The organism is Vibrio fortis, from assembly GCF_000695685.1.
Lineage (GTDB): Bacteria > Pseudomonadota > Gammaproteobacteria > Enterobacterales > Vibrionaceae > Vibrio > Vibrio fortis_A.
The window spans coordinates 17,955-38,338 of record NZ_JFFR01000026.1 but is presented as its reverse complement, the minus strand read 5'-3'; the positions used below and the strand labels follow the sequence as shown (position 1 = coordinate 38,338).

17 protein-coding genes are annotated in these 20,384 nt (G+C 46.3%); 7 read left to right on the top strand and 10 right to left on the bottom strand.

All coding sequences use genetic code 11. From position 1 onward, the window contains the following. Positions 1-427: 427 nt before the first annotated feature. The 6 genes from fre to trxA all read right to left on the bottom strand — a co-directional run bounded on the left by fre (position 428) and on the right by trxA (position 6,260). Entirely contained in the window at positions 428-1,141 is a 714-nt protein-coding gene (fre, locus tag VFDL14_RS06885) for an NAD(P)H-flavin reductase (protein ID WP_032552275.1), read from the bottom strand. 20 nt (positions 1,142-1,161) lie between these two features. Then, a complete protein-coding gene (locus VFDL14_RS06890; RefSeq protein WP_032552274.1) occupies positions 1,162-1,431 on the bottom strand; it encodes a 2Fe-2S iron-sulfur cluster-binding protein in 270 nt (89 codons plus the stop codon). Beyond that, positions 1,428-3,272 carry a 4-hydroxy-3-polyprenylbenzoate decarboxylase gene (gene ubiD, locus VFDL14_RS06895; RefSeq protein ID WP_032552273.1) on the bottom strand — a complete coding sequence of 615 codons (1,845 nt, stop codon included), beginning with the start codon at positions 3,270-3,272 and terminating at the stop codon, positions 1,428-1,430. Before ubiD ends, VFDL14_RS06890 begins: the two co-directional genes overlap by 4 nt. A gap of 96 nt (positions 3,273-3,368) precedes the next feature. Next, positions 3,369-4,364: a hypothetical protein gene (locus tag VFDL14_RS06900; protein ID WP_032552272.1), complete on the bottom strand. Its 996-nt coding sequence runs from the start codon at positions 4,362-4,364 to the stop codon at positions 3,369-3,371. Between the two features lie 113 nt (positions 4,365-4,477). Next, a complete protein-coding gene (gene rho, locus VFDL14_RS06905; RefSeq protein WP_032552271.1) occupies positions 4,478-5,737 on the bottom strand; it encodes a transcription termination factor Rho in 1,260 nt (419 codons plus the stop codon). Positions 5,738-5,933: 196 nt separating this feature from the next. Continuing rightward, positions 5,934-6,260: a thioredoxin TrxA gene (gene trxA, locus VFDL14_RS06910; RefSeq protein ID WP_032552270.1), complete on the bottom strand. Its 327-nt coding sequence runs from the start codon at positions 6,258-6,260 to the stop codon at positions 5,934-5,936. A 111-nt stretch (positions 6,261-6,371) separates the two neighbouring features. Between trxA and rhlB the strand changes: the two genes are divergently transcribed. Next, positions 6,372-7,682, top strand: a complete 1,311-nt coding sequence (rhlB, locus tag VFDL14_RS06915; RefSeq protein WP_032552269.1) for an ATP-dependent RNA helicase RhlB — start codon at positions 6,372-6,374, stop codon at positions 7,680-7,682. 6 nt (positions 7,683-7,688) lie between these two features. Further along, the gene (gene gppA, locus VFDL14_RS06920; RefSeq protein WP_032552268.1) at positions 7,689-9,182 is read left to right on the top strand and encodes a guanosine-5'-triphosphate,3'-diphosphate diphosphatase; all 1,494 of its coding nucleotides are present in this window, start codon (positions 7,689-7,691) and stop codon (positions 9,180-9,182) included. A 75-nt stretch (positions 9,183-9,257) separates the two neighbouring features. On the opposite strand, the gene VFDL14_RS06925 is transcribed toward gppA, so the two are convergent. The 3 genes from VFDL14_RS06925 to recQ form a co-directional block, all read right to left on the bottom strand. Next, the gene (locus VFDL14_RS06925; RefSeq protein ID WP_032552267.1) at positions 9,258-9,929 is read right to left on the bottom strand and encodes a 7-cyano-7-deazaguanine/7-aminomethyl-7-deazaguanine transporter; all 672 of its coding nucleotides are present in this window, start codon (positions 9,927-9,929) and stop codon (positions 9,258-9,260) included. Positions 9,930-10,160: 231 nt separating this feature from the next. Next, positions 10,161-10,460 (bottom strand): DUF3630 family protein, encoded by a 300-nt coding sequence (locus VFDL14_RS06930; RefSeq protein ID WP_032552265.1) that lies wholly within the window; start codon positions 10,458-10,460, stop codon positions 10,161-10,163. A 30-nt stretch (positions 10,461-10,490) separates the two neighbouring features. Next, positions 10,491-12,329, bottom strand: a complete 1,839-nt coding sequence (recQ, locus tag VFDL14_RS06935; protein ID WP_032552264.1) for an ATP-dependent DNA helicase RecQ — start codon at positions 12,327-12,329, stop codon at positions 10,491-10,493. 180 nt (positions 12,330-12,509) lie between these two features. Here recQ and rarD point away from each other — a divergent pair, with 180 nt between their 5' ends. The 4 genes from rarD to ggt all read left to right on the top strand — a co-directional run bounded on the left by rarD (position 12,510) and on the right by ggt (position 16,908). After that, entirely contained in the window at positions 12,510-13,418 is a 909-nt protein-coding gene (rarD, locus tag VFDL14_RS06940) for an EamA family transporter RarD (RefSeq protein ID WP_032552263.1), read from the top strand. Between the two features lie 85 nt (positions 13,419-13,503). Further along, positions 13,504-14,298: a helix-turn-helix domain-containing protein gene (locus VFDL14_RS06945; RefSeq protein ID WP_032552262.1), complete on the top strand. Its 795-nt coding sequence runs from the start codon at positions 13,504-13,506 to the stop codon at positions 14,296-14,298. A gap of 98 nt (positions 14,299-14,396) precedes the next feature. Beyond that, the gene (locus VFDL14_RS06950; RefSeq protein WP_032552261.1) at positions 14,397-15,059 is read left to right on the top strand and encodes a LysE family translocator; all 663 of its coding nucleotides are present in this window, start codon (positions 14,397-14,399) and stop codon (positions 15,057-15,059) included. A gap of 91 nt (positions 15,060-15,150) precedes the next feature. Beyond that, complete coding sequence (ggt, locus tag VFDL14_RS06955; protein ID WP_032552260.1) at positions 15,151-16,908, top strand: gamma-glutamyltransferase; 1,758 nt, start codon at positions 15,151-15,153, stop codon at positions 16,906-16,908. 726 nt (positions 16,909-17,634) lie between these two features. Here the strand turns inward: ggt and uvrD are convergent. Then, positions 17,635-19,812 carry a DNA helicase II gene (uvrD, locus tag VFDL14_RS06960; protein ID WP_032552259.1) on the bottom strand — a complete coding sequence of 726 codons (2,178 nt, stop codon included), beginning with the start codon at positions 19,810-19,812 and terminating at the stop codon, positions 17,635-17,637. 265 nt (positions 19,813-20,077) lie between these two features. On the opposite strand from uvrD, the gene VFDL14_RS06965 reads away from it, so the two are divergent. Next, complete coding sequence (locus VFDL14_RS06965) at positions 20,078-20,338, top strand: DUF2282 domain-containing protein (protein ID WP_032552258.1); 261 nt, start codon at positions 20,078-20,080, stop codon at positions 20,336-20,338. Positions 20,339-20,384: the final 46 nt, after the last annotated feature.

Sequence of the window (20,384 nt, the reverse complement as noted above, 5' to 3'; positions counted from 1 at the left end):
TGAATTGACTGTGCCGAATCTTACGATTCGAATTGGTCACTCAGTTCATTGAAATCAAGTTGAAACCGAAGTTTCATTTTTGATATTCATCAACGAGTGCCCACACAGATTGATAGGTTTAAATTTTTAAAGAGCTTTACTTTTTGAGGCTTACCTCTCAAAGTGGACGGCCATTCTAGCGAATTAACATTCAGTGTCAAACACTTTTTGAAAATTAATTTCTTTTGAATTTTCGTCTTACTGATTACTGCTGAAGCCTTGTGGCGCCTGCCGTGTCAGTGAGGCGGCATTATAGAGATACCTAAGAACTTGGCAACTACTTTTTCATAAAAATTGAATAAATAGGGGTTAACTGCCTAATAGTTCATCAAAACCAAAAAAAGAGAGCATTTCTGCTCTCTTTTTGAACGAATTAATACGCTTTTAGTTAAATAAATGCGTAGGCATCAGCGTACATATGCTCGCGTTTCGCATCTTTTTTCTCAGTAAACTGTTCTCTTGCAGCGCCTGCCATTTCAAAACGACCTGCAATATAGATGTCGTAATCAGCCAGAGACTCAAAGTTATGGTTAATTGCTTCTAGCACATTACCTGTTTGACCACTCCATGCTGCTGGTGCGTCTTCTACTACTGGCACGAAGTGAACATTGCTGTGCTTTTCTGCAATCTCAGTTAGTTCTGCTTTCGCGTAAAGCTGGCGCTCATCTTTAGCACCCCAGTATAGGTGAATCTCTTTTTGGCTATTCTGGGCGATACAGTGATCAAGAATAGAACGTACGTAACTGAAACCCGTACCACCAGCTACTAGTAATAGTGGACGATCGCTATCTTCTTTTACCCAAGCTTCACCGTGAGGCGCATCAATCGCGATATCTCCATCTTCTGCTAGCGCTTTTTGCATAGCTTCTACCACTTCGAGTGCGTAAGCGTTATGTTCTGCGGCACCGATATGTAGCTCTAGTTCACCTTCGTGACGGCAAGGGCTGCTCGCAATTGAGAATGGGCGCTTATCTTTCTCGCCCATCTCTACCATAAGGTATTGACCAGCTTTAAATGCTACTGGTGTTTCTGGGTGAAGTAGAATCTGGTACGTGTTACACGCCAACGGCTCGATAGACTTCACTTTACATTTAATTGTCATGCTATTCCTCTCACAGACCTTTAATCAGCAAAGGTCAGGACTAAATTACTTTCTGCTATTGCTTGGCAAGCGAAGATCCACCCTTGTTGCTGCTCTTTCTCTGTAAGCATTGGCTCAAGGTGGTAACTGACTTGCCCTTCTAGTTTTTTGCACATGCACATCGCACAAGCGCCGACTTGGCAACGGTTGGGGAAGTTAATGTTGCTGTTGAGCGCAGCATCCAACACCGTTTGCCCTTTTTCTATATCGAAGGTGATATTTTCTGGATACAAGACTACTTGGTAGCTCATAAGATTCCTAGTTGTTCCCAGATACTATCAACTTTTTCGACAATCTTTGGATCTTTTGTAATGGGGGTGCCCCACTCGCGTCGACACTCTTGACCTTGAATCTTATTCGTCGCATCCAATCCCATACGAGACAGTGAAGATGGTTGTGATTCAAAAATCGTATCGCGCGCCGGATCCATTCGCGTGGTGATCGCCCAGATAATATCGTTCCAATCACGAACATTAACGTCGCCATCACACACAATCACGAACTTGTTATCAGCAAACTGCTGCCAGATGGTTTCCATCACTTCTTTTGCGTGATGCGCCTTCGCTTTCTTAATCGAAACCACGACCATGCTGCTATTGTTATTTTGCAGATGGATATTGATGATTTCTGGGTGAGCTTGCTTAATCTGTTGGAGTGCTTGCTCGCATACAGGCTTTCCTTCACTTACTACAGAAACTTCAGGAGACAGCTCAAGCTCGGCATCCCACTTCTTGGTAATATCCAGTCCCATCTTTGAGCCTAAGCCAACAACTGGGGATGCAAAGTCGAGAGAATCAATAGGCGTGCTTTCTATCATCAATGTGTCACGCTTAGGGCTCATATGTTCCGCCATCGCAGCGGTGACTTCAGACCAATCACGTGCATTAACACTCTCATCGCATACCAGTACAAACTTGGTGTACATGAACTGACGTAAGAAAGACCATACCCCCATCATCACGCGCTTCGCATGACCTGGGTACTGTTTCTTCATGGTCACTACTGCCATTCGGTATGAACACCCTTCAGGCGGTAGGTAGAAATCTTCAATTTCAGGGAACTGCTTTTGCAGAATAGGGACGAACACTTCGTTCAACGCAACACCCAGTACCGCTGGCTCATCTGGCGGACGGCCTGTGTAGGTGCTGTGATAAATAGGGTCTTTACGCATAGTGATATGAGTAATGGTAAACACATGGTGTTTTTCTTTCTCATTGTAGTAACCCGTGTGATCACCATATGGACCTTCATCAGCAAACTCGTTCGGGTCGATATAGCCTTCCATCACAATCTCTGCACTGGCTGGCACCTCTAGATTGTTGCTAATCGACTTAACCACTTCCGTTTTGCTACCACGAAGTAGACCTGCAAACGCATATTCAGAAAGCGTATCAGGCACTGGTGTTACTGCACCTAGAATGGTGGCTGGGTCTGCGCCAAACGCGACCGATACTGGGAATGGCTTACCTGGGTTTGTTTCCATCCAGTCTCGAAGATCGAGTGCTCCACCTCGGTGAGCAAGCCAACGCATGATGATCTTGTTCTTACCTATCTTCTGTTGACGATAGATACCCAAGTTTTGGCGTTTCTTATTTGGCCCGCGAGTAACCGTCAAGCCCCAAGTTAATAGAGGAGCAACGTCATCTGCCCAACAGCTCATTACCGGAACTTTATCGAGATCAACCTCGTCACCCTGCCAAACAATCTCTTGGCACGACGCTTTACGCAAGCGCTTGGCTGGCATGTTTAGAACTTGCTTAAAGACCGGTATTTTTTCTATCGCATCTTTAAAGCCTTTTGGCGGCTCTGGCTCTTTAAGATAAGCCAGTAGCTTACCTACTTCGCGTAACTCTTTAACGTCCTGACGCCCCATACCGATAGCAACACGCTCTGGTGTACCAAATAAGTTGGTCAACACTGGCATGTTATAGCCAATTGGGTTCTCGAATAGCAATGCAGGACCACCAGCACGTAATGTACGATCGCTGATCTCTGTCATTTCATAATCGGGGTCGACAGGGTGAGAAATGCGCTTTAGCTGACCAATCCCTTCTAGGTGATCAATAAAGTCGCGTAAATCCTTATAACTCATAGGGCTTCTAATGCTGATTAATCTGCAAGCAGTATAACAAAAAGGGGCATCCTGAGATCCCCCTTTTTAGTAAGGTTATTGCGAGCTAAAACCCAGTTACGGTAGCACCTTCTGGATTACAGAGCTTTTAACTTGTGGGTTGTCGTTAACTAAGTCTTGCAGCCACCCCGTGTGACCTTGTTTGGCTAACTCACGTGCGACCAACGAAGCGTCGTCTGCTATCGCCATGCGAGAGACTAGAAATGCTTTTACCTCTTCCGAGAGTGGGTTCACTCTTGTGAGTAAAGTGATCGCTTCTTCTTTAAGGCGTGGGTTCTTAGTTGCTGCCATCACCTGCTCTAATGCGAAAGGTTCTTTGCTTTCAGCCAAACGTACTAGCTCTGCTTGACTATGATAGTCGGCTTTCATCTTCCACAGGATTTGGTAGACCTCAGGGTCTTCGCTGACTTGTGCCAAGCGTACTACCACTTCGGTTGATGGTAACCAACTCACGATTGGCGACTCGGTTAACTGTTTAGCTAGGTAATCAACCGCTTCTGGAGACAAACTATCGAGCTCACGAACTAACAATGCTTCTCGCGTTTGAACCTGATGGTCCGCTCCTGTTAGCCACGACTTTAAGTCGAGATCTTTCTTTTCAGCATTTAATACAAATACCAGGGTATTTTGGTCTTCGCGGAACTGTTTGATAAGACGGTTAGCAATAGATGGGTAGTTAAATGCAGGAACCGTAAATTCGTAGCCATCACCACGTTCTAAAACTTGGTAGGTAGGGGTAATCGCGAGCTGTTGTTCGACAAAGATCGACATCTTAGGAGTAAGAACGATACCTTGCTGCTCTATCTTTTTGAGTAGCTGAAAGCGAGCCACTTCCTGCTGGGGAAAGGTAAGACGCTCAAGGGCAAAGCGCAATGAGTTCACTTCATCGCGCATCACTAACTCTAGAAACTCTGAGGTCTTTTGTTTTACTTGGTCATTCTCCAGCCATGTTTCGACTGTTTGAGGAGACATCTCTGTCGCGAACGATACGCTGACAGGTGTAAATAACAGTGAAATAGACAGGAGTATTGACGACAACAGTCCATGTTGCATTTTAACTTCCTTGTAACACTTTTGGTTATTCTGCAAGCTACTCACCAAAAATGCAAATAAAAAGCGCTACCAGTGGCAGCGCTTCATAATCGTTCTAGATAACGATATCTAACTTATTGACGACGCATTGCGTCGAAGAACTCATCGTTGGTCTTCGTCATCGCTAGCTTGTCGATTAGGAATTCCATTGCATCGATTTCGCCCATTGGGTGAACAATCTTACGTAAGATCCACATCTTCTGCAGTTCATCGTTCTTCGTCAGTAGTTCTTCACGACGAGTGCCTGAGCGGTTGAAGTCAATTGCAGGGAAGACACGCTTCTCAGCGATCTTACGGTTCAAGTGGATTTCCATGTTACCTGTACCCTTGAACTCTTCGTAGATAACTTCGTCCATCTTAGAACCAGTATCAACCAGTGCTGTTGCTAGGATAGTTAAGCTACCACCCTCTTCAACGTTACGTGCCGCACCGAAGAAACGCTTAGGACGGTGTAGTGCGTTTGCATCCACACCACCAGTCAGTACTTTACCTGATGAAGGTACTACGGTGTTGTATGCACGTGCTAGACGAGTAATAGAGTCAAGCAGGATAACGACGTCTTTCTTGTGTTCAACAAGACGTTTTGCTTTCTCGATAACCATTTCTGCAACTTGTACGTGGCGAGATGCTGGCTCATCGAAAGTCGATGCAACTACTTCACCTTTAACTAGGCGTTGCATCTCGGTTACTTCTTCTGGACGCTCATCGATAAGAAGTACCATCAGCTCACACTCAGGGTGGTTGTGAGCAATGCTTTGTGCAATGTTCTGAAGCAACATTGTCTTACCCGCTTTAGGCGGAGCAACAATCAGACCACGCTGACCTTTACCAATTGGTGATGCAAGGTCTAGTACACGTGCTGTGATGTCTTCAGTAGAACCGTTACCGCGCTCCATAACCATACGCTCGTTAGCGTGTAGAGGGGTAAGGTTTTCAAATAGGATTTTGTTACGAGCGTTGTCTGGTTTGTCGTGGTTTACCGTGTTTACTTTAAGCAGTGCAAAGTAACGTTCGCCATCTTTAGGTGGGCGAATCTTTCCGGCAATTGAGTCACCAGTACGTAGGTTAAAACGACGAATCTGACTTGGCGATACGTAAATGTCGTCAGGACCAGCTAGGTATGAGCTGTCTGCGCTACGTAGGAAACCAAAACCGTCTTGCAGAATTTCTAGAACACCATCACCGAAGATGTCTTCACCACTTTTTGCATGTGCTTTAAGGATGGAGAAGATAATGTCCTGTTTTCTTAGACGAGCTAGGTTTTCTAGGCCTAGGCTTTCGCCAAGTTTAACAAGTTCAGATACAGGTCTGTTCTTCAGTTCTGTAAGATTCATTGTGGTGGATGCTTGTTTAGTCAAAATAAGATCTGTTTTCTAGTTAAGAGGGATTCGGTCACAGGATCGACCAAGAAGAGAAATTTGTTCAATTAACGTGCGATAAATTATCACTAAAACTAAGCCTAGTCTATAGCTTAGAAAAAACAAAACCGTGCATTTGTTAACTGCACGGTTTCTTTTTATTGCTTGCCTATTATAGGTTCGCGTCTAGGAACTCTTTCAGTTGAGTTTTAGACAAAGCACCAACTTTAGTTGCTGCTACGCCACCATCTTTGAAAAGAAGTAGCGTTGGAATACCACGGATACCAAACTTAGGTGGTGTACCCGCGTTTTGGTCGATATTCAGTTTACCGATAGTGAGCTTGCCTTCGTACTCGTCCGCGATTTCGTCAAGAATCGGCGCAATCATTTTACATGGACCACACCATTCCGCCCAAAAATCAACAAGAACCGGGCCTGCAGCGTTGATTACGTCGTTATCAAAACCTTCATCAGTAAGCTGCAAAATCTTATCACTCATCTTCCACTCCAATGTGTTTTTTAGAACTGGTTGGATGATAACCAGTAAATAGATGCCCTATTGGAATGTATTTACTTTCGTATTGCAAGCTTAAGCTGATATTCTATAGCTATGAAAAAGACGCATATCACAGAGCAAAAGTTCGCCGATTTGGATTTAAACGCCCAAGTCATTGAAGGATTGGAGAAAAAAGGGTTCGAATATTGTACCCCGATTCAAGCCTTGGCGCTGCCGGTACTGCTCACCGGCCAAGACATCGCAGGCCAGGCCCAAACGGGCACTGGTAAAACGCTCGCGTTTCTTACTGCTACCTTTAACCACCTGCTAAATACGCCTGAACACGAAGGTCGTAAGCCAAATCAGCCTCGTGCGATTATTATGGCTCCGACGCGCGAGCTAGCGATTCAGATCTTTAACGATGCTGAGCCTCTTATCGCGAGTACTGGTATTAAAGCGGCACTTGCCTACGGTGGCGAGAGCTACGATAAGCAGTTAGCCAAGCTAGAAGACGGTGTAGACGTTCTGATCGGTACTACTGGCCGTATCATCGACTTCTACAAGCAGAAGGTATTTAACCTGAACCACATCCAAGCAGTTGTACTGGATGAAGCGGACCGTATGTTCGACCTTGGTTTCATTAAAGACATCCGTTTCTTGTTCCGCCGTATGCCAGAGCCAAAAGATCGCCTGAACATGCTATTCTCTGCGACGCTTTCTTACCGCGTACAAGAATTGGCGTTTGAGCACATGCACAACCCTGAGCATGTTGTGGTTGAGCCTGAGCGTAAAACTGGTCACCGTATCAAAGAAGAGCTGTTCTACCCATCAAACGAACACAAGATGGCACTACTGCAAACTCTGATCGAAGAAGAGTGGCCTGAGCGTGCAATCATCTTTGCTAATACTAAGCACAAGTGTGAGTCTGTATGGGGCCACCTAGCAGCTGACGGTCACCGTGTTGGTCTACTAACGGGTGATGTTCCTCAGAAGAAACGTGAAAAAATCCTTGAGCAGTTCACTAAGGGTGAAGTTGACCTATTGGTTGCAACCGACGTTGCGGCACGTGGCCTACACATTCCTCAAGTAACTCACGTATTCAACTTCGACCTACCGGACGATTGTGAAGATTACGTTCACCGTATCGGTCGTACTGGCCGTGCTGGTGCAAGTGGTCACTCAATCAGCTTCGCTTGTGAAGATTACGCAATTAACCTTCCAACAATCGAAGAGTACATTGAGCACGCAATCCCAGTTTCTGACTACGATGCTTCGGCACTTATTGAAGATCTGCCAGCACCATTGCGCCTGCGCACGCGTAACCCGCAACAGCGCCGCTCAAACAACGGTGGTTCTCGTAACGGCAACCGTAAGCCGAACCAAAACCGTCGTCCACGCCAGCCGCGTCATAACAAGGAAGCTTAAACGCCTATGACTCAAACAGTGTCACCCCCGCTATACGCTGCTATCGACCTCGGGTCGAACAGTTTTCATATGCTCGTTGTGCGTCATATCGATGGCAGCGTCCAAACCATGGCCAAGATTAAGCGCAAAGTTCGTTTAGCTGCCGGCTTAGATGAAAATAATGCTCTTAGCTTAGAGGCTATGCAGCGAGGTTGGGATTGTTTGAGTCTCTTTGCTGAGCGACTTCAAGATATTCCTACTGAAAACATCCGCATCGTAGGTACTGCTACCCTGCGTACCGCAACCAACGTGGATATTTTCTTAGAGAAAGCGAACCAGATCCTTGGTCACGACATTAATGTTATCTCTGGTGAAGAAGAAGCTGCGACCATCTATAAAGGTGTAGCACACACCTCGGGTGGTAGTGGTCGTCGTTTAGTGGTCGATATTGGTGGCGCAAGCACCGAGATGATTATCGGTGAAGGTTTCTCTGCCAAAGCACTAACTAGCCTAAAAATGGGCTGCGTGACATGGTTAGAGCGCCACTTTAAAGATCGCCAACTGACGGCAAGCAACTTCGAGCACGCAATTGATGCTGCTAAAGCGACACTAGAGCCAATCCTAGAGAGCTACACCAAGCTAGGTTGGGATGTGTGTGTGGGCGCGAGCGGCACAGTACAAGCTCTGCAAGAGATCATGCTAGCGCAAGGCATGGATGAGGTTATTACTCATGCCAAGCTTAAGCGTCTGCAAAAGCAAGCGATGATCGCCGAACGTTTAGAAGAACTAGAGATAGAAGGTCTAACTCTAGAGCGCGCTTTGGTATTCCCAAGCGGCCTTTCTATTCTGATTGCGATTTTTGAACTGCTTGAGATCGACTCAATGACACTGGCCGGTGGCGCACTGCGCGAAGGCCTAGCGTATGAGATGGTTGATGAGCTGCGCCAAGATGACATTCGTGCACGTACGATTGCGAGTGTTCAGTCTCGCTACCAGATGGACACTCAGTACGCTGAGCAAGTTTCTCAGTTGGCTGAGTCTCTGTACCAACAGGCTGGCAGCAGTGAGTGGATTGTAGAGCCTCAAGCTCTCGTCATGCTACAAACCGCAGCCAAACTGCATGAGATTGGTCTCACTATCGATTTTAAGAAGGGTGGTGAGCATAGTGCTTACTTGCTTCAGCATCTCGATTTACCAGGCTTTACACGTGCGCAGAAGCACTTCCTTGGCGAGCTAAGTCGTCGTTACCGTGAGCAGTTAACATCATTACCAGAACAACATGCAATTTCAGGCACCAGTGCCAAGCGTGTGTTGCGTCTACTAAGGCTTGCTATCTTGCTGACTCACCGTCGTAATCCAGAGCTTGAGCCACAAGTAACGCTTGAAGCGGAAGGCGATAACCTGACACTCACCATTAATCAGCAGTGGCTTGCGAGTAATCCGCTTACCGCAGCAGAGCTAGAGATTGAAGCCAACCGTCAAACCGATATTGGCTGGCCACTGGTCATCGCTGAATCATAACGGTTAAATTAGGATTTATACTAAAAAGGCCCTCACATAAGAGGGCCTTTTATTTATCTCAATTCATCGCTTCACCTAAGCGTTTACACCGGTAGCTTTAAAGCTAGGGTTAACCGCCGTCAGTTTCTTCACGATATAGTTCAGTAACACACCGTACATCGGTACGAACAGACCTAAGCTGATCACCAACTTAAAGCCATAGTCCACCAGAGCAATCTCAGTCCAATGTTCAGCCATGAATGGATCTGGGCTTTGGTAGAAAGCAATCGCAAAGAAAGCGATGGTATCAATTGCGTTACCGAATAAGGTTGAACATGTCGGTGCAATCCACCACTGTTTCAGTTGGCGCAGACGGTTAAATACGTGCACATCAAGAATCTGACCTAGCAGGTACGCCATAAAACTTGCAGCTGCGATACGGGCAACAAACAAGTTAAACTCACCAAGCTGTGCAAAGCCTTGGAACTGGCCTTCAAAGAACACAACCGATAGGAAGTACGACACCGCTAGTGCAGGCAACATCACCAAGAAGATGATTTTACGCGCTAACTGAGCACCGAAAATACGTACGGTCAGGTCGGTCGCTAGAAAAATAAACGGGAAAGTGAACGCGCCCCATGTGGTATGCATACCGAAGATGGTAAAAGGCAGCTGAACAAGGTAGTTACTTGATGCAATAATGATCAGGTGGAATAGAACTAGCAGGGCTAGAGCTTTGCGCTGTTGCGCAGGCGTAAAGTTACTCATGCGGTACCTTTTTAGTTTGGTTTGGGGGTGAGGGAACCCAAATCGAGTGACTTATTCATATATCATGAACAAGGCTCTTACCAATAATGTGAATAAAAAATCTGTTTAACTTTGCTCTATTGAGCGGCGGGCGATTATACATTAATCAATTTTGACTGCAATGAGAGGAATAAACGCAAACGTTTATCCCTAACATTTCTTCATTTCAGTAGTGATTCCGTGGGAGTAGAATTAGAAGCCACGTTTAAACAGAGAAGCCAGATAATCGAACTCTTCTCGACTCGCCTCTGGGCTCAGAGACTCAAACCAAACTGACTCGCTGTAATGTTCTGACTTCAGGAACAACTGACACCCTTCAAAATCCACCAGCCAAGAGTGCATATCCGCATCCCACTGCTTTTCAATCACACTGGCAGAAAGCAGCGCAACGAGCTTCTCTCCTAATTCAGGAAAGGTGTCAAAGTCAAAGCTTGGCGTGGTAATTAGCAGTCGACCTTCTTCAGCAAGATATTCTCTCAGTCCAAATTCCATTTTACTTCTCTATTTATGATTTCGGGGGCTTTAACCGTGGTTGGTAATATGTTCTTGAATCAAATCAAGGAACGGATCAGCATATTTATCGAGTTTACGCTGGCCAACACCGTTCACTGCAAGCATCTCACCGTAAGAGGTTGGCAAAATTTCCGCCATGTCGATCAGTGTGGCATCACTAAAGACAACGTAAGGCGGCAAGCCATCTTCATCAGCAATCGACTTACGTAGCTTGCGTAGCTTAGCAAACAGCTTCTTATCGTAGTTCTTGCTGCTGAGTTTATCCGACTTCGCGCTGCGCGCAGCAGTATCCAGACGTGGCACTGCCAATTCTAGCGTCATTTCTCCGCGTAGCAGCGGGCGCGCTTCTTCAGTCAGCTGCAACGTAGAATTACGGGTAATGTTTTGGAACAACAATCCTTTATGAATTAACTGACGGAAGATACTGATCCAGTAGTCATGGCTGTGGTCACGACCAATACCGTAAGTAGAAAGCTTGTCATGCCCATTGTCGCGAACGCGGATATTCTGCATACCGCGCATCACTTCAACCACATATCCCATACCAAAGGACTGGTTCACTCGATACACACATGACAGCGCTTTCTGCGCTTCTTCGGTCGCATCAAAGTGCTTGGGTGGATCGAGACAGATATCGCAGTTGCCACATGGCTTTTCACGATACTCACCAAAGTAGTTAAGCAGTACCTGACGACGACAGGTTTGCGCCTCAGCAAAGGCACTCATCGCATTGAGCTTGTGAGTCTCTACCTGCTTTTGTGGACCATCATCTTTCTCATCCAACATGCGGCGTAGCCAGCCCATATCTGCCGGGTCGTACAACATCATCGCTTCGGCAGGCAGACCATCACGCCCTGCTCTACCCGTCTCTTGGTAGTAAGATTCGATGTTTCTTGGAATATCAAAATGCACCACGAAACGAACATTGGGTTTGTTGATGCCCATACCAAACGCCACGGTTGCGACAACAATCTGAATATCATCACGCTGAAACGCTTCTTGCACATAAGCGCGTTCGTCTGTATCCATGCCAGCATGATAACCCGCGGCGCGAATACCGTTGTTACACAGCTTCTCGGTAACCATCTCTACCTTCTTGCGGCTACCACAATAGATGATGCCGCAATTACCACGCTGGGTTTCAAGGTAACGCACCACTTGAGAAACCGGTTTGTGCTTCTCTACCAGGTTATAGCGGATATTAGGACGGTCAAAGCTGCCTAAGTAGGTGTGAGGATCCACCAGCTGCAAGCGCTGAATAATGTCTTTACGCGTCGCATCGTCCGCAGTTGCCGTCAATGCCATATAAGGGACATGAGGAAAATACTGCTTAAGCTGACCAAGTGATGCGTATTCTGGACGGAAGTCATGACCCCATTGTGAGATACAGTGCGCTTCATCCACTGCGATCATCGACAGCGGCAAACCTTGCAGGCGCTCAATGAAATCACGCATCAACACGCGTTCAGGTGAAACGTAGACCATCTTTAATTGGCCTGAGTTCATGCGATTGAAGACTGAAATTAGCTCTTCACGTGGCATTGAGGAGTTAATACACTCTGCCGCAACACCATTGGCCTTGAGTTGGTCCACTTGATCTTTCATGAGCGAAATCAGTGGCGAGATAACTAATGTGAGCCCCTCACGCACTAACGCGGGAATCTGGTAACAGAGCGACTTACCACCACCGGTTGGCATGATCACCAGGCTATCTTGCCCGGACACCGCCATATCGATCACCTCTTGCTGACCATCTCTGAACTCTTGATAGCCGAACACCTCCTCAAGCACGCTTTGAGCGCTGATGGTGGTATTGGTGGTTTGTTCTGCAATCAAAGTAGCGGTCATTGGGTATCCTAATCGCGGGGTTAAATAAGCTCGCTCAGCAGTAAAGCGAGGCGACACATTGTAGAGGGGAATGGTGGTGAATAAAACCGCAAATTATTAGGTGAAACGGTCTAACGCTCCTATACTGACCAACTCTCTTTATAAATCTTATTCATAAGCACTCTGTGCCAGAGATAATTCATGACACCAGAACAACAACAGCGTACACGCCAAGGTATTTTGCTTGCGATTGGTGCGTATACGATATGGGGCATTGCGCCTATATATTTCAAATCGTTAAGTGAGGTTTCTCCGTTAGAGATCCTGAGTCACCGTGTAGTTTGGTCTTTTTTCTTACTCGCTTTTCTACTACACCTTGGCCGCAGCTGGCGAAATGTTCGCGACACACTGACCTCCAAGCCGAAAATGACTTATTTGGTTGCTACCTCTCTATTGGTTGGTGCCAACTGGTTAATCTTCATCTGGGCGGTCAACGCCAACCACATGCTCGACGCCAGTCTAGGGTATTACATCAACCCGTTAATTAATGTGGTACTTGGTATGATCTTTTTGGGCGAACGTCTCAGAAAGCTGCAGTGGTTTGCGGTTGGCTTAGCCGCGATTGGTGTCTTGATTCAAATTGTCGCGTTCGGTTCTATCCCTGTGGTGGCGATTGCTCTCGCCTTCTCATTCGGCTTCTATGGCTTGTTAAGAAAGAAGGTCAGCCTCGAAGCACAGACCGGCCTATTTATTGAAACCTTAGTGATGCTACCTGCTGCTGCCATCTACCTGCTGTTTATCGCAGATAGTGCAACATCGGACTTAGCGGCGAACCCAATGACGCTCAACCTGTTGCTGATCGCTGCTGGTATCGTTACAACCTTACCTCTGCTGTGTTTTACTGGTGCTGCAACACGACTCAAGCTATCGACACTCGGCTTTTTCCAGTACATCGGCCCAAGCTTGATGTTCTTATTAGCGGTTCTCATTTATGGCGAAGCCTTTACGACAGATAAAGCCATCACCTTTGCCTTTATTTGGGGCGCACTGGTGATCTTCAGCTTTGATGGACTGCGCCACAACAAAAAAAGCAAACGCACTCAACAGTGATGTGATCGTTTTTTACAAGACAATTTAGAAATACAGAGATAAGCTTGGTTGGATTGATGATAATTTAACCAAGCTTTTTTATACCATGGATAAAGTCCACTACTACTCAACACCCACTGAAGATATCAGCCTGATCCAAGCTCAATACCAAGAGTTTGCCTTTCAGCGCCACTATCATTTGGACTTTCACATTGGTTTGATTACCCAAGGACAGCAAAAATTCGTCTATAAGGGTACTAACCATCATGTGGGAGCGGGTCAGGTAGTAATTATGCCACCAGATGAGCTGCATGATGGTCACTCAAAACTAGATTCAGGCTATCAGGTAAGCGTATTCTCAGTATCTCCTCAATGGTTTCAAGATCTTGCGGATCCCGACCAAAACGGTCACACATTGAGCTTTTCGGAGCTGATCCTTTCTGATCACGCGGCTTTTTCACAACTACGCAACTTGCATGGCTTGCTCATCAATCAAAATATCAGCCAACTCGCCCAAGACTGCCTCCCTTTTGAAGGATTTTCGACGATTGTGGATCGTTACGCCAAGTTTGGATCCAAAACCGAGACTCAACTAGGTAATCAATCTATCGAAACACTGAAAGAGTATTTAATGGCAAACCTAGACCAGCCAGTACGTTTAGAGCAGCTCTCTGAACTATGTGACTTATCAACCACGCAGTTCCAGCGCCACTTTAAGAACAAAATGGGCATTACACCTTATGCTTGGCTAAGTCGTTTGCGTATGGAGCAGAGCATGAGGCTCATCAAATCAGGTGTGTGTGGTACTGACGTGGCGCATCAAGTTGGTTTCTACGATCAAGCGCATTTCTCAAAGGCTTTCAAGACAACCTTTGGTGTCCCGCCTTCACAAATCAACTGAGTGTTGATTATTTACAATTGCTCTGTGTGAGATCTAGGTAAGCTAACCCATATACCAACAACAGTTAGAATCTAGCTAAGCGTTATCGAGATTAGACAATGAACGAAATCACCATCCTTATCACCCTAGCCTCTATCCACTTTATTGCTTTAATGAGCCCCGGTCCTGATTTTGCGCTTGTGGTCCAAAATGCCACACGTCACGGTAGGCAGACAGGCTTGTACATCGCGCTAGGTTTGTCGTGTGGGATTTTACTTCACTCATTACTGAGCTTGACGGGCATCAGCTACCTGGTCCACCAGCAACCAACCCTATTTGCGATTATCCAGTTAGCCGGTGGTAGCTACTTACTTTACTTGGGCTATGGTGCTCTCAAAGCAACATGGGCAACGATTCAAAGTCATGATGACGACAATCAAGCGCTCAACTCGAAAGATCTTATTCTGACCAACAAACGTGAAGCATTCTCTAAAGGCTTTGCCACTAATATCCTCAATCCAAAGGCGTTAGTGTTTTTTATCAGCTTGATGTCGAGCTTAGTTCCTGCAGATATGTCTCTGTCGGGCAAAGGCTTTGCGCTACTTATCTTGTTTGGTCTGTCGCTATTTTGGTTCTCACTATTGGCTTGGATGCTTTCAACCAAAGCACTTCAGAAAAAACTGCATGAAGCGACCGTTTACATTGATGGCTTGTGTGGCGCGCTATTCAGCATGATAGGTTTAAGTATCTTATGGCAATCGGCTTCATCATTGATCGCCTAAATTAGAATCAAGATTACAATTCGTTAACAACGTACTGGCTAAATATCATTTCCACTGCCAATCTAGCTCTGCATATGAAAAGGAGAAGATCATGCAGTGGAAAACAAAACTAACAACCCTCGCCACTTCTACCCTACTTTTTGCCTCTCACGTCAGTTGGGCAAATCAAGCTGCCGATTCCGTCGCCCCAGAACAAAGTAGTGGTTTAGAAGCCAAGCAACTCGTCAAAGCCAACGATTGGATGGTCACAGCAGCCAACCCACTGGCAACACAAGCAGGCGCTGACGTACTTGCGCGTGGTGGTAACGCAGTAGACGCCATGGTTGCGGTGCAGCTAATGCTTGGCTTGGTTGAACCACAATCGTCTGGAATTGGTGGAGGTGCCTTCCTAGTCTATTTTGATAACGAAGCCAAACAGCTAAAGACCTACGATGGCCGTGAAACAGCACCACTAGATGCGACCCCTCGCCTTTTCCAAGACGAAAATGGAAAGCCCCTTAAATTTTACGATGCCGTTGTTGGCGGCCGATCGGTTGGAACCCCAGGTACTGTCCAATTGCTGTGGGACACTCACCAAAAATACGGCAAGTTGGAGTGGGCGTCACTGATAGAACCCGTCGCTCAATTGGCGAAAAAAGGCTTTACCATCAGCCCGCGCTTAGCGACATTGATTGCTAATGATCAACAGCGCCTTAGCCGCTTTGCCACCACCAAGGCCTACTTCTTCAATGCCGATGGCAGCCCGAAAACCGCAGGAACTCTTCTTAAAAACCCAGAGTACGCCGCAACACTAGAGGCTATTGCCAAAGACGGTGCCAAAGCGTTTTATCAAAGTGAAATCTCTGCAGATATCATCAACACAGTACAAACTGCCAAGGGGAATCCCGGTGTCTTAGCGCAAAAAGACTTCGACGCGTACTCTATCAAGCAGCGTGAGCCAGTATGTTCCGCTTATGAAAGCTACGATATCTGTGGCATGGGACCACCAAGCTCAGGAGCGCTCACTGTCGGACAAATCTTAGCAATGACTGAGCAGTTTGATCTCAAATCTTGGGGACCAAACGATGCAAAATCTTGGCAAGTGTTAGCAGACGCTTCTCGCCTAGCCTTTGCAGACCGTGGTATGTATATGGCAGACCAAGATTACGTGCCAATGCCAACACAAGGGTTAGTAAATACTGACTACCTAAAAGAACGAGCACAGCTGATCATTGCAGGAAAAGCATTAAAGAGCGCGCCATCAGGCACCCCACCTTGGGATCACGCGATGCAAAGAAGCCAAGATATCTCGATTGAGCTTCCTTCCACCAGCCACTTCAATATCGTCGATAGCGATGGCAATGTCGTGTCCATGACCACTACGATTGAGAATGCGTTTGGCTCGCGCTTAATGGTGAGAGGCTTCCTACTTAATAATGAATTAACCGACTTCTCATTCAAAACTCATAACGATGGTAAGCCTATTGCTAACCGCCTAGAACCGGGCAAGCGTCCACGCTCTTCGATGGCGCCAACCATCATTATGCAAGATGACAAGCCTTATATGGCGATTGGCTCTCCGGGTGGCAGCCGCATCATAGGTTATGTTGCACAGGCAATCATCGCTCACACACAGTGGGATATGGATATTCAGCAAGCGATCAACCAACCACACTTCCTAAATCGTTTTGGTACCTTAGATCTAGAAAAAGGTACCTCAGCCGAAAACTTCAAACCTGAGCTAGAAAAGATGGGATTTGAGGTCAATATTCGCGATCTTAACTCTGGTTTACACGCTATTCGTATCACTAAAGATGGCTTAGAAGGGGCTGCTGACCCTCGTCGTGAAGGTGCAGCGATAGGTAAATAGTCGGTTATTACGCCTTTTTACTCACTGCCTTGTGAGAGATCTCTTACAAAGCAGTGAGTATATATCGATATTTAACTAAGAAAACTAGCAACAACAGAACCTAAACCATTGAAATAAAACAATACGTCTATTTTAACACCAACATTACTGTGAGAAATTTGAGTTTCGGCCATTGCTGATAAATTGGGGTTCGGTAATATGAATGGTGTCGGAAGGATGCTGACACGGAACAGGAAAACACCAAGGACTTGGTTATCTTCAGGATGAAGATTCGATTACTCAGGATGAATAATCGGCACGGATAGCGAAATTGGACATTGAATGGACGCAATAGTAACTAGGATGGTTGCTACTAAGGAAAGACAATGGACACCTCTGGACGAGGAAAGGACTGAACATCAGGATGATGTAAGGGACACCGCTCAAGGAACAAGTGACGCGCGCTAACGAGGATTGTTGGCAGATCAGGATAAGCTCAAGGACACCGCTAGGAAGGCGACGAAAGGAATACGCTGAAGGATAACAGCACACTATCATGGATTAGATGCATGGAGCACACTTAGTAGCCGGATTGCTGCGAGTAAGACTATAGACCCCGATGAGCGCAAGCTCTCGGGGTTTTTCTTTATCTGCTGTTTATCGCCTTTCTGGGTACTCAACCTAAGTATCGCTCAACAAAAAAGCCGCCCGAAGGCAGCTTTTCAAATCACTCTAGTTTTCTAGCGCTTAACCTAGCTTCTCTAAACGAGCGTAAGCAGTCACCAGCCATTTGATACCCTCGCCGTTGAAGGCCACCTGAACTCGGCTCTGTGGACCACTGCCCTCAAAGTTGATAATGGTACCTTCACCAAACTTAGGGTGTTTAACACGTGAACCTAAGCTAAAACCAGTTTCGTTGAAGTTCTCTTTAACTGCGGTTTGTCCAAAGCGACCGCTACTTGCCGGACGACTTACCTGTGCTTTCATTCGTACTTCATCAAGACAAGTTTCAGGCAGTTCACGAATAAATCGTGATGGCTTGTGGTACTTATCTTGGCCATATAGACGACGCATTTCTGCGTAGGTGATGTAGAGCTTCTCCATTGCACGCGTCATACCTACATAACAGAGACGACGTTCCTCTTCCAAGCGCATCGCATCTTCGGCAGACATCTGGCTCGGGAACATTCCTTCTTCGACACCAACCATGAACACCATTGGGAACTCAAGACCTTTAGCACTGTGCAGAGTCATCAATTGAACAGCATCATCAAACTCGTCGGCCTGCCCCTCACCCGCTTCCAGTGCGGCATGAGTCAAAAATGCCGTCAGCAAGCTCATCTCTTCGGCTTCTTCTGGCTTCTCGAATTGACGAGTCGCCGTTACTAGCTCTTCCAAGTTCTCAATACGTGCCTTCGACTTCTCGCCTTTTTCTTGCTCATACATAGCAAACAAGCCAGACGACTTAATCACGTGGTCAGTCTGTTCATGCAGGCTCATCTCGTGAGTGTCATCTTCTAGTGCGTTGATAAGCTCGATAAATCGGCTCAATGCCCCTGCTGCTCTGCCCGCCAAAACCTGCTCTTCAAGAAGTGCGATACTCGCCTGCCACATCGTCGCGCCACGATCGCGTGCAGCAAAACGAATGGTCTCTAAGGTTTTATCACCCATACCGCGCGTTGGCGTATTCACCACACGTTCAAAGGCTGCGTCATCATTGCGGTTAGACATCAATCGCAGATAGCTCAGTGCATCTTTGATCTCCTGACGTTCGAAGAATCGCATGCCGCCGTAGATACGGTAAGGTAATCCACCTTGAATCAAAGCTTCTTCGAGTACACGAGACTGGGCGTTGTTACGATAAAGCATCGCCGTATCATTCAATGCGCCACCCTTGTCTTGCCACTCTTTGATTTTACTCACCGTAAAGCGCGCTTCGTCGAGCTCGTTGTAAGCCGAATAAACTGAGATAGGTTCGCCATCGTTGCCGTCTGTCCACAGCTCTTTACCCATACGCTCAGTGTTATTCGAGATCAGTTCGTTCGATGCTTGCAAAATGGTCTTGGTTGAGCGGTAGTTCTGTTCCAGACGAATGGTGGAGGCACCAGGGAACTCATCTAAGAACTTTTGGATATTCTCAATTTTAGCGCCGCGCCAACCGTAGATTGATTGGTCATCATCACCTACGATCATCACTCGACAGTCAGGACCTGCCATCATGCGCAGCCAAGCGTATTGAATGTTGTTGGTATCTTGAAATTCGTCGACCAAAATATGCTTAAAGCGCGCTTGGTAGTGTTCACGAATGTGCTTTTTATCACGCAGAAGCTCATGACAACGCAGCAAGATCTCAGCAAAATCGACCAAGCCAGCACGATCACACGCCTCTTGATACGCAGCGTAGATCTTAAGCCAGGTCTTGGTGACTGGGTCATTGTAGGTATCGATGTGGCTTGGGCGTAATCCTTCGTCCTTCTTACCATTGATCCACCAAGAGGCCTGTTTCGCTGGCCACTGCTTCTCATCGAGATTTTGCGCTTTAATCAAGCGACGCAATAGACGAATTTGATCATCGGAATCAATGATCTGGAAGTCTTCTGGCAATTTCGCATCTAAGTAGTGAGCGCGCAAAACACGGTGACAAATACCGTGGAAAGTGCCGTTCCACATACCTGAAGAGCTGCCCATCATCAGCTCATCAATACGACCACGCATTTCAGCGGCCGCTTTGTTGGTAAAGGTCACCGACATGATAGAAAACGGCGACGCCTGCTCTACGGTTTGCAGCCATGCGATACGGTGAACCAACACTCGCGTTTTACCACTGCCTGCTCCCGCTAAGATCAGCAAGTTTTCTAAGGGTGCAGCCACTGCCTCACGCTGCTTGTCGTTGAGGCCATCGAGTAAAAGCGAAGGATCAATCATTTGGGTTTGCTCACTACTGGGTATTTATACATAAAAGTTGATTATAACCTAAACACAGAGCGCAGTTTAGGAGAATAAGAAGAAAAAACATCCAAAAATAAATTATTAATAATCATAACTTTACATATCGATATATCATTTATTTCTATAAATCTTCAGTTCTTTTGAAATTATTTCTTAGTTCTTCCTATCCTTTTTACTAAGCAAGTTAACAAAACCTTAACCTGCTCAATGTAAATAACAATTAAGTCTAGAGGGAATGACTATGAAAAATTCTAATCTTGCTGTAACTGCTGCAATCACAAGTGTACTAGCGTTTGGTGGTACTGTTCTAACTTCGGCTCCTGCAGAAGCGGCAGCGAAAGAAAAGTGTTATGGCGTGTCTAAAGCTGGTCAAAATGACTGTGCGACTAAAACAAGCTCATGTGCTGGTACAGCAAAAGAAGATAACCAAAGTGATGCATTCGTTGTCGTACCTAAAGGGCTTTGTGGCAAGCTTACTGGCGGTAGCACTCAATCTTCATAATACCCGCTATATACCAGGTGAGCATGCCTATCAGCTCACCTGGATT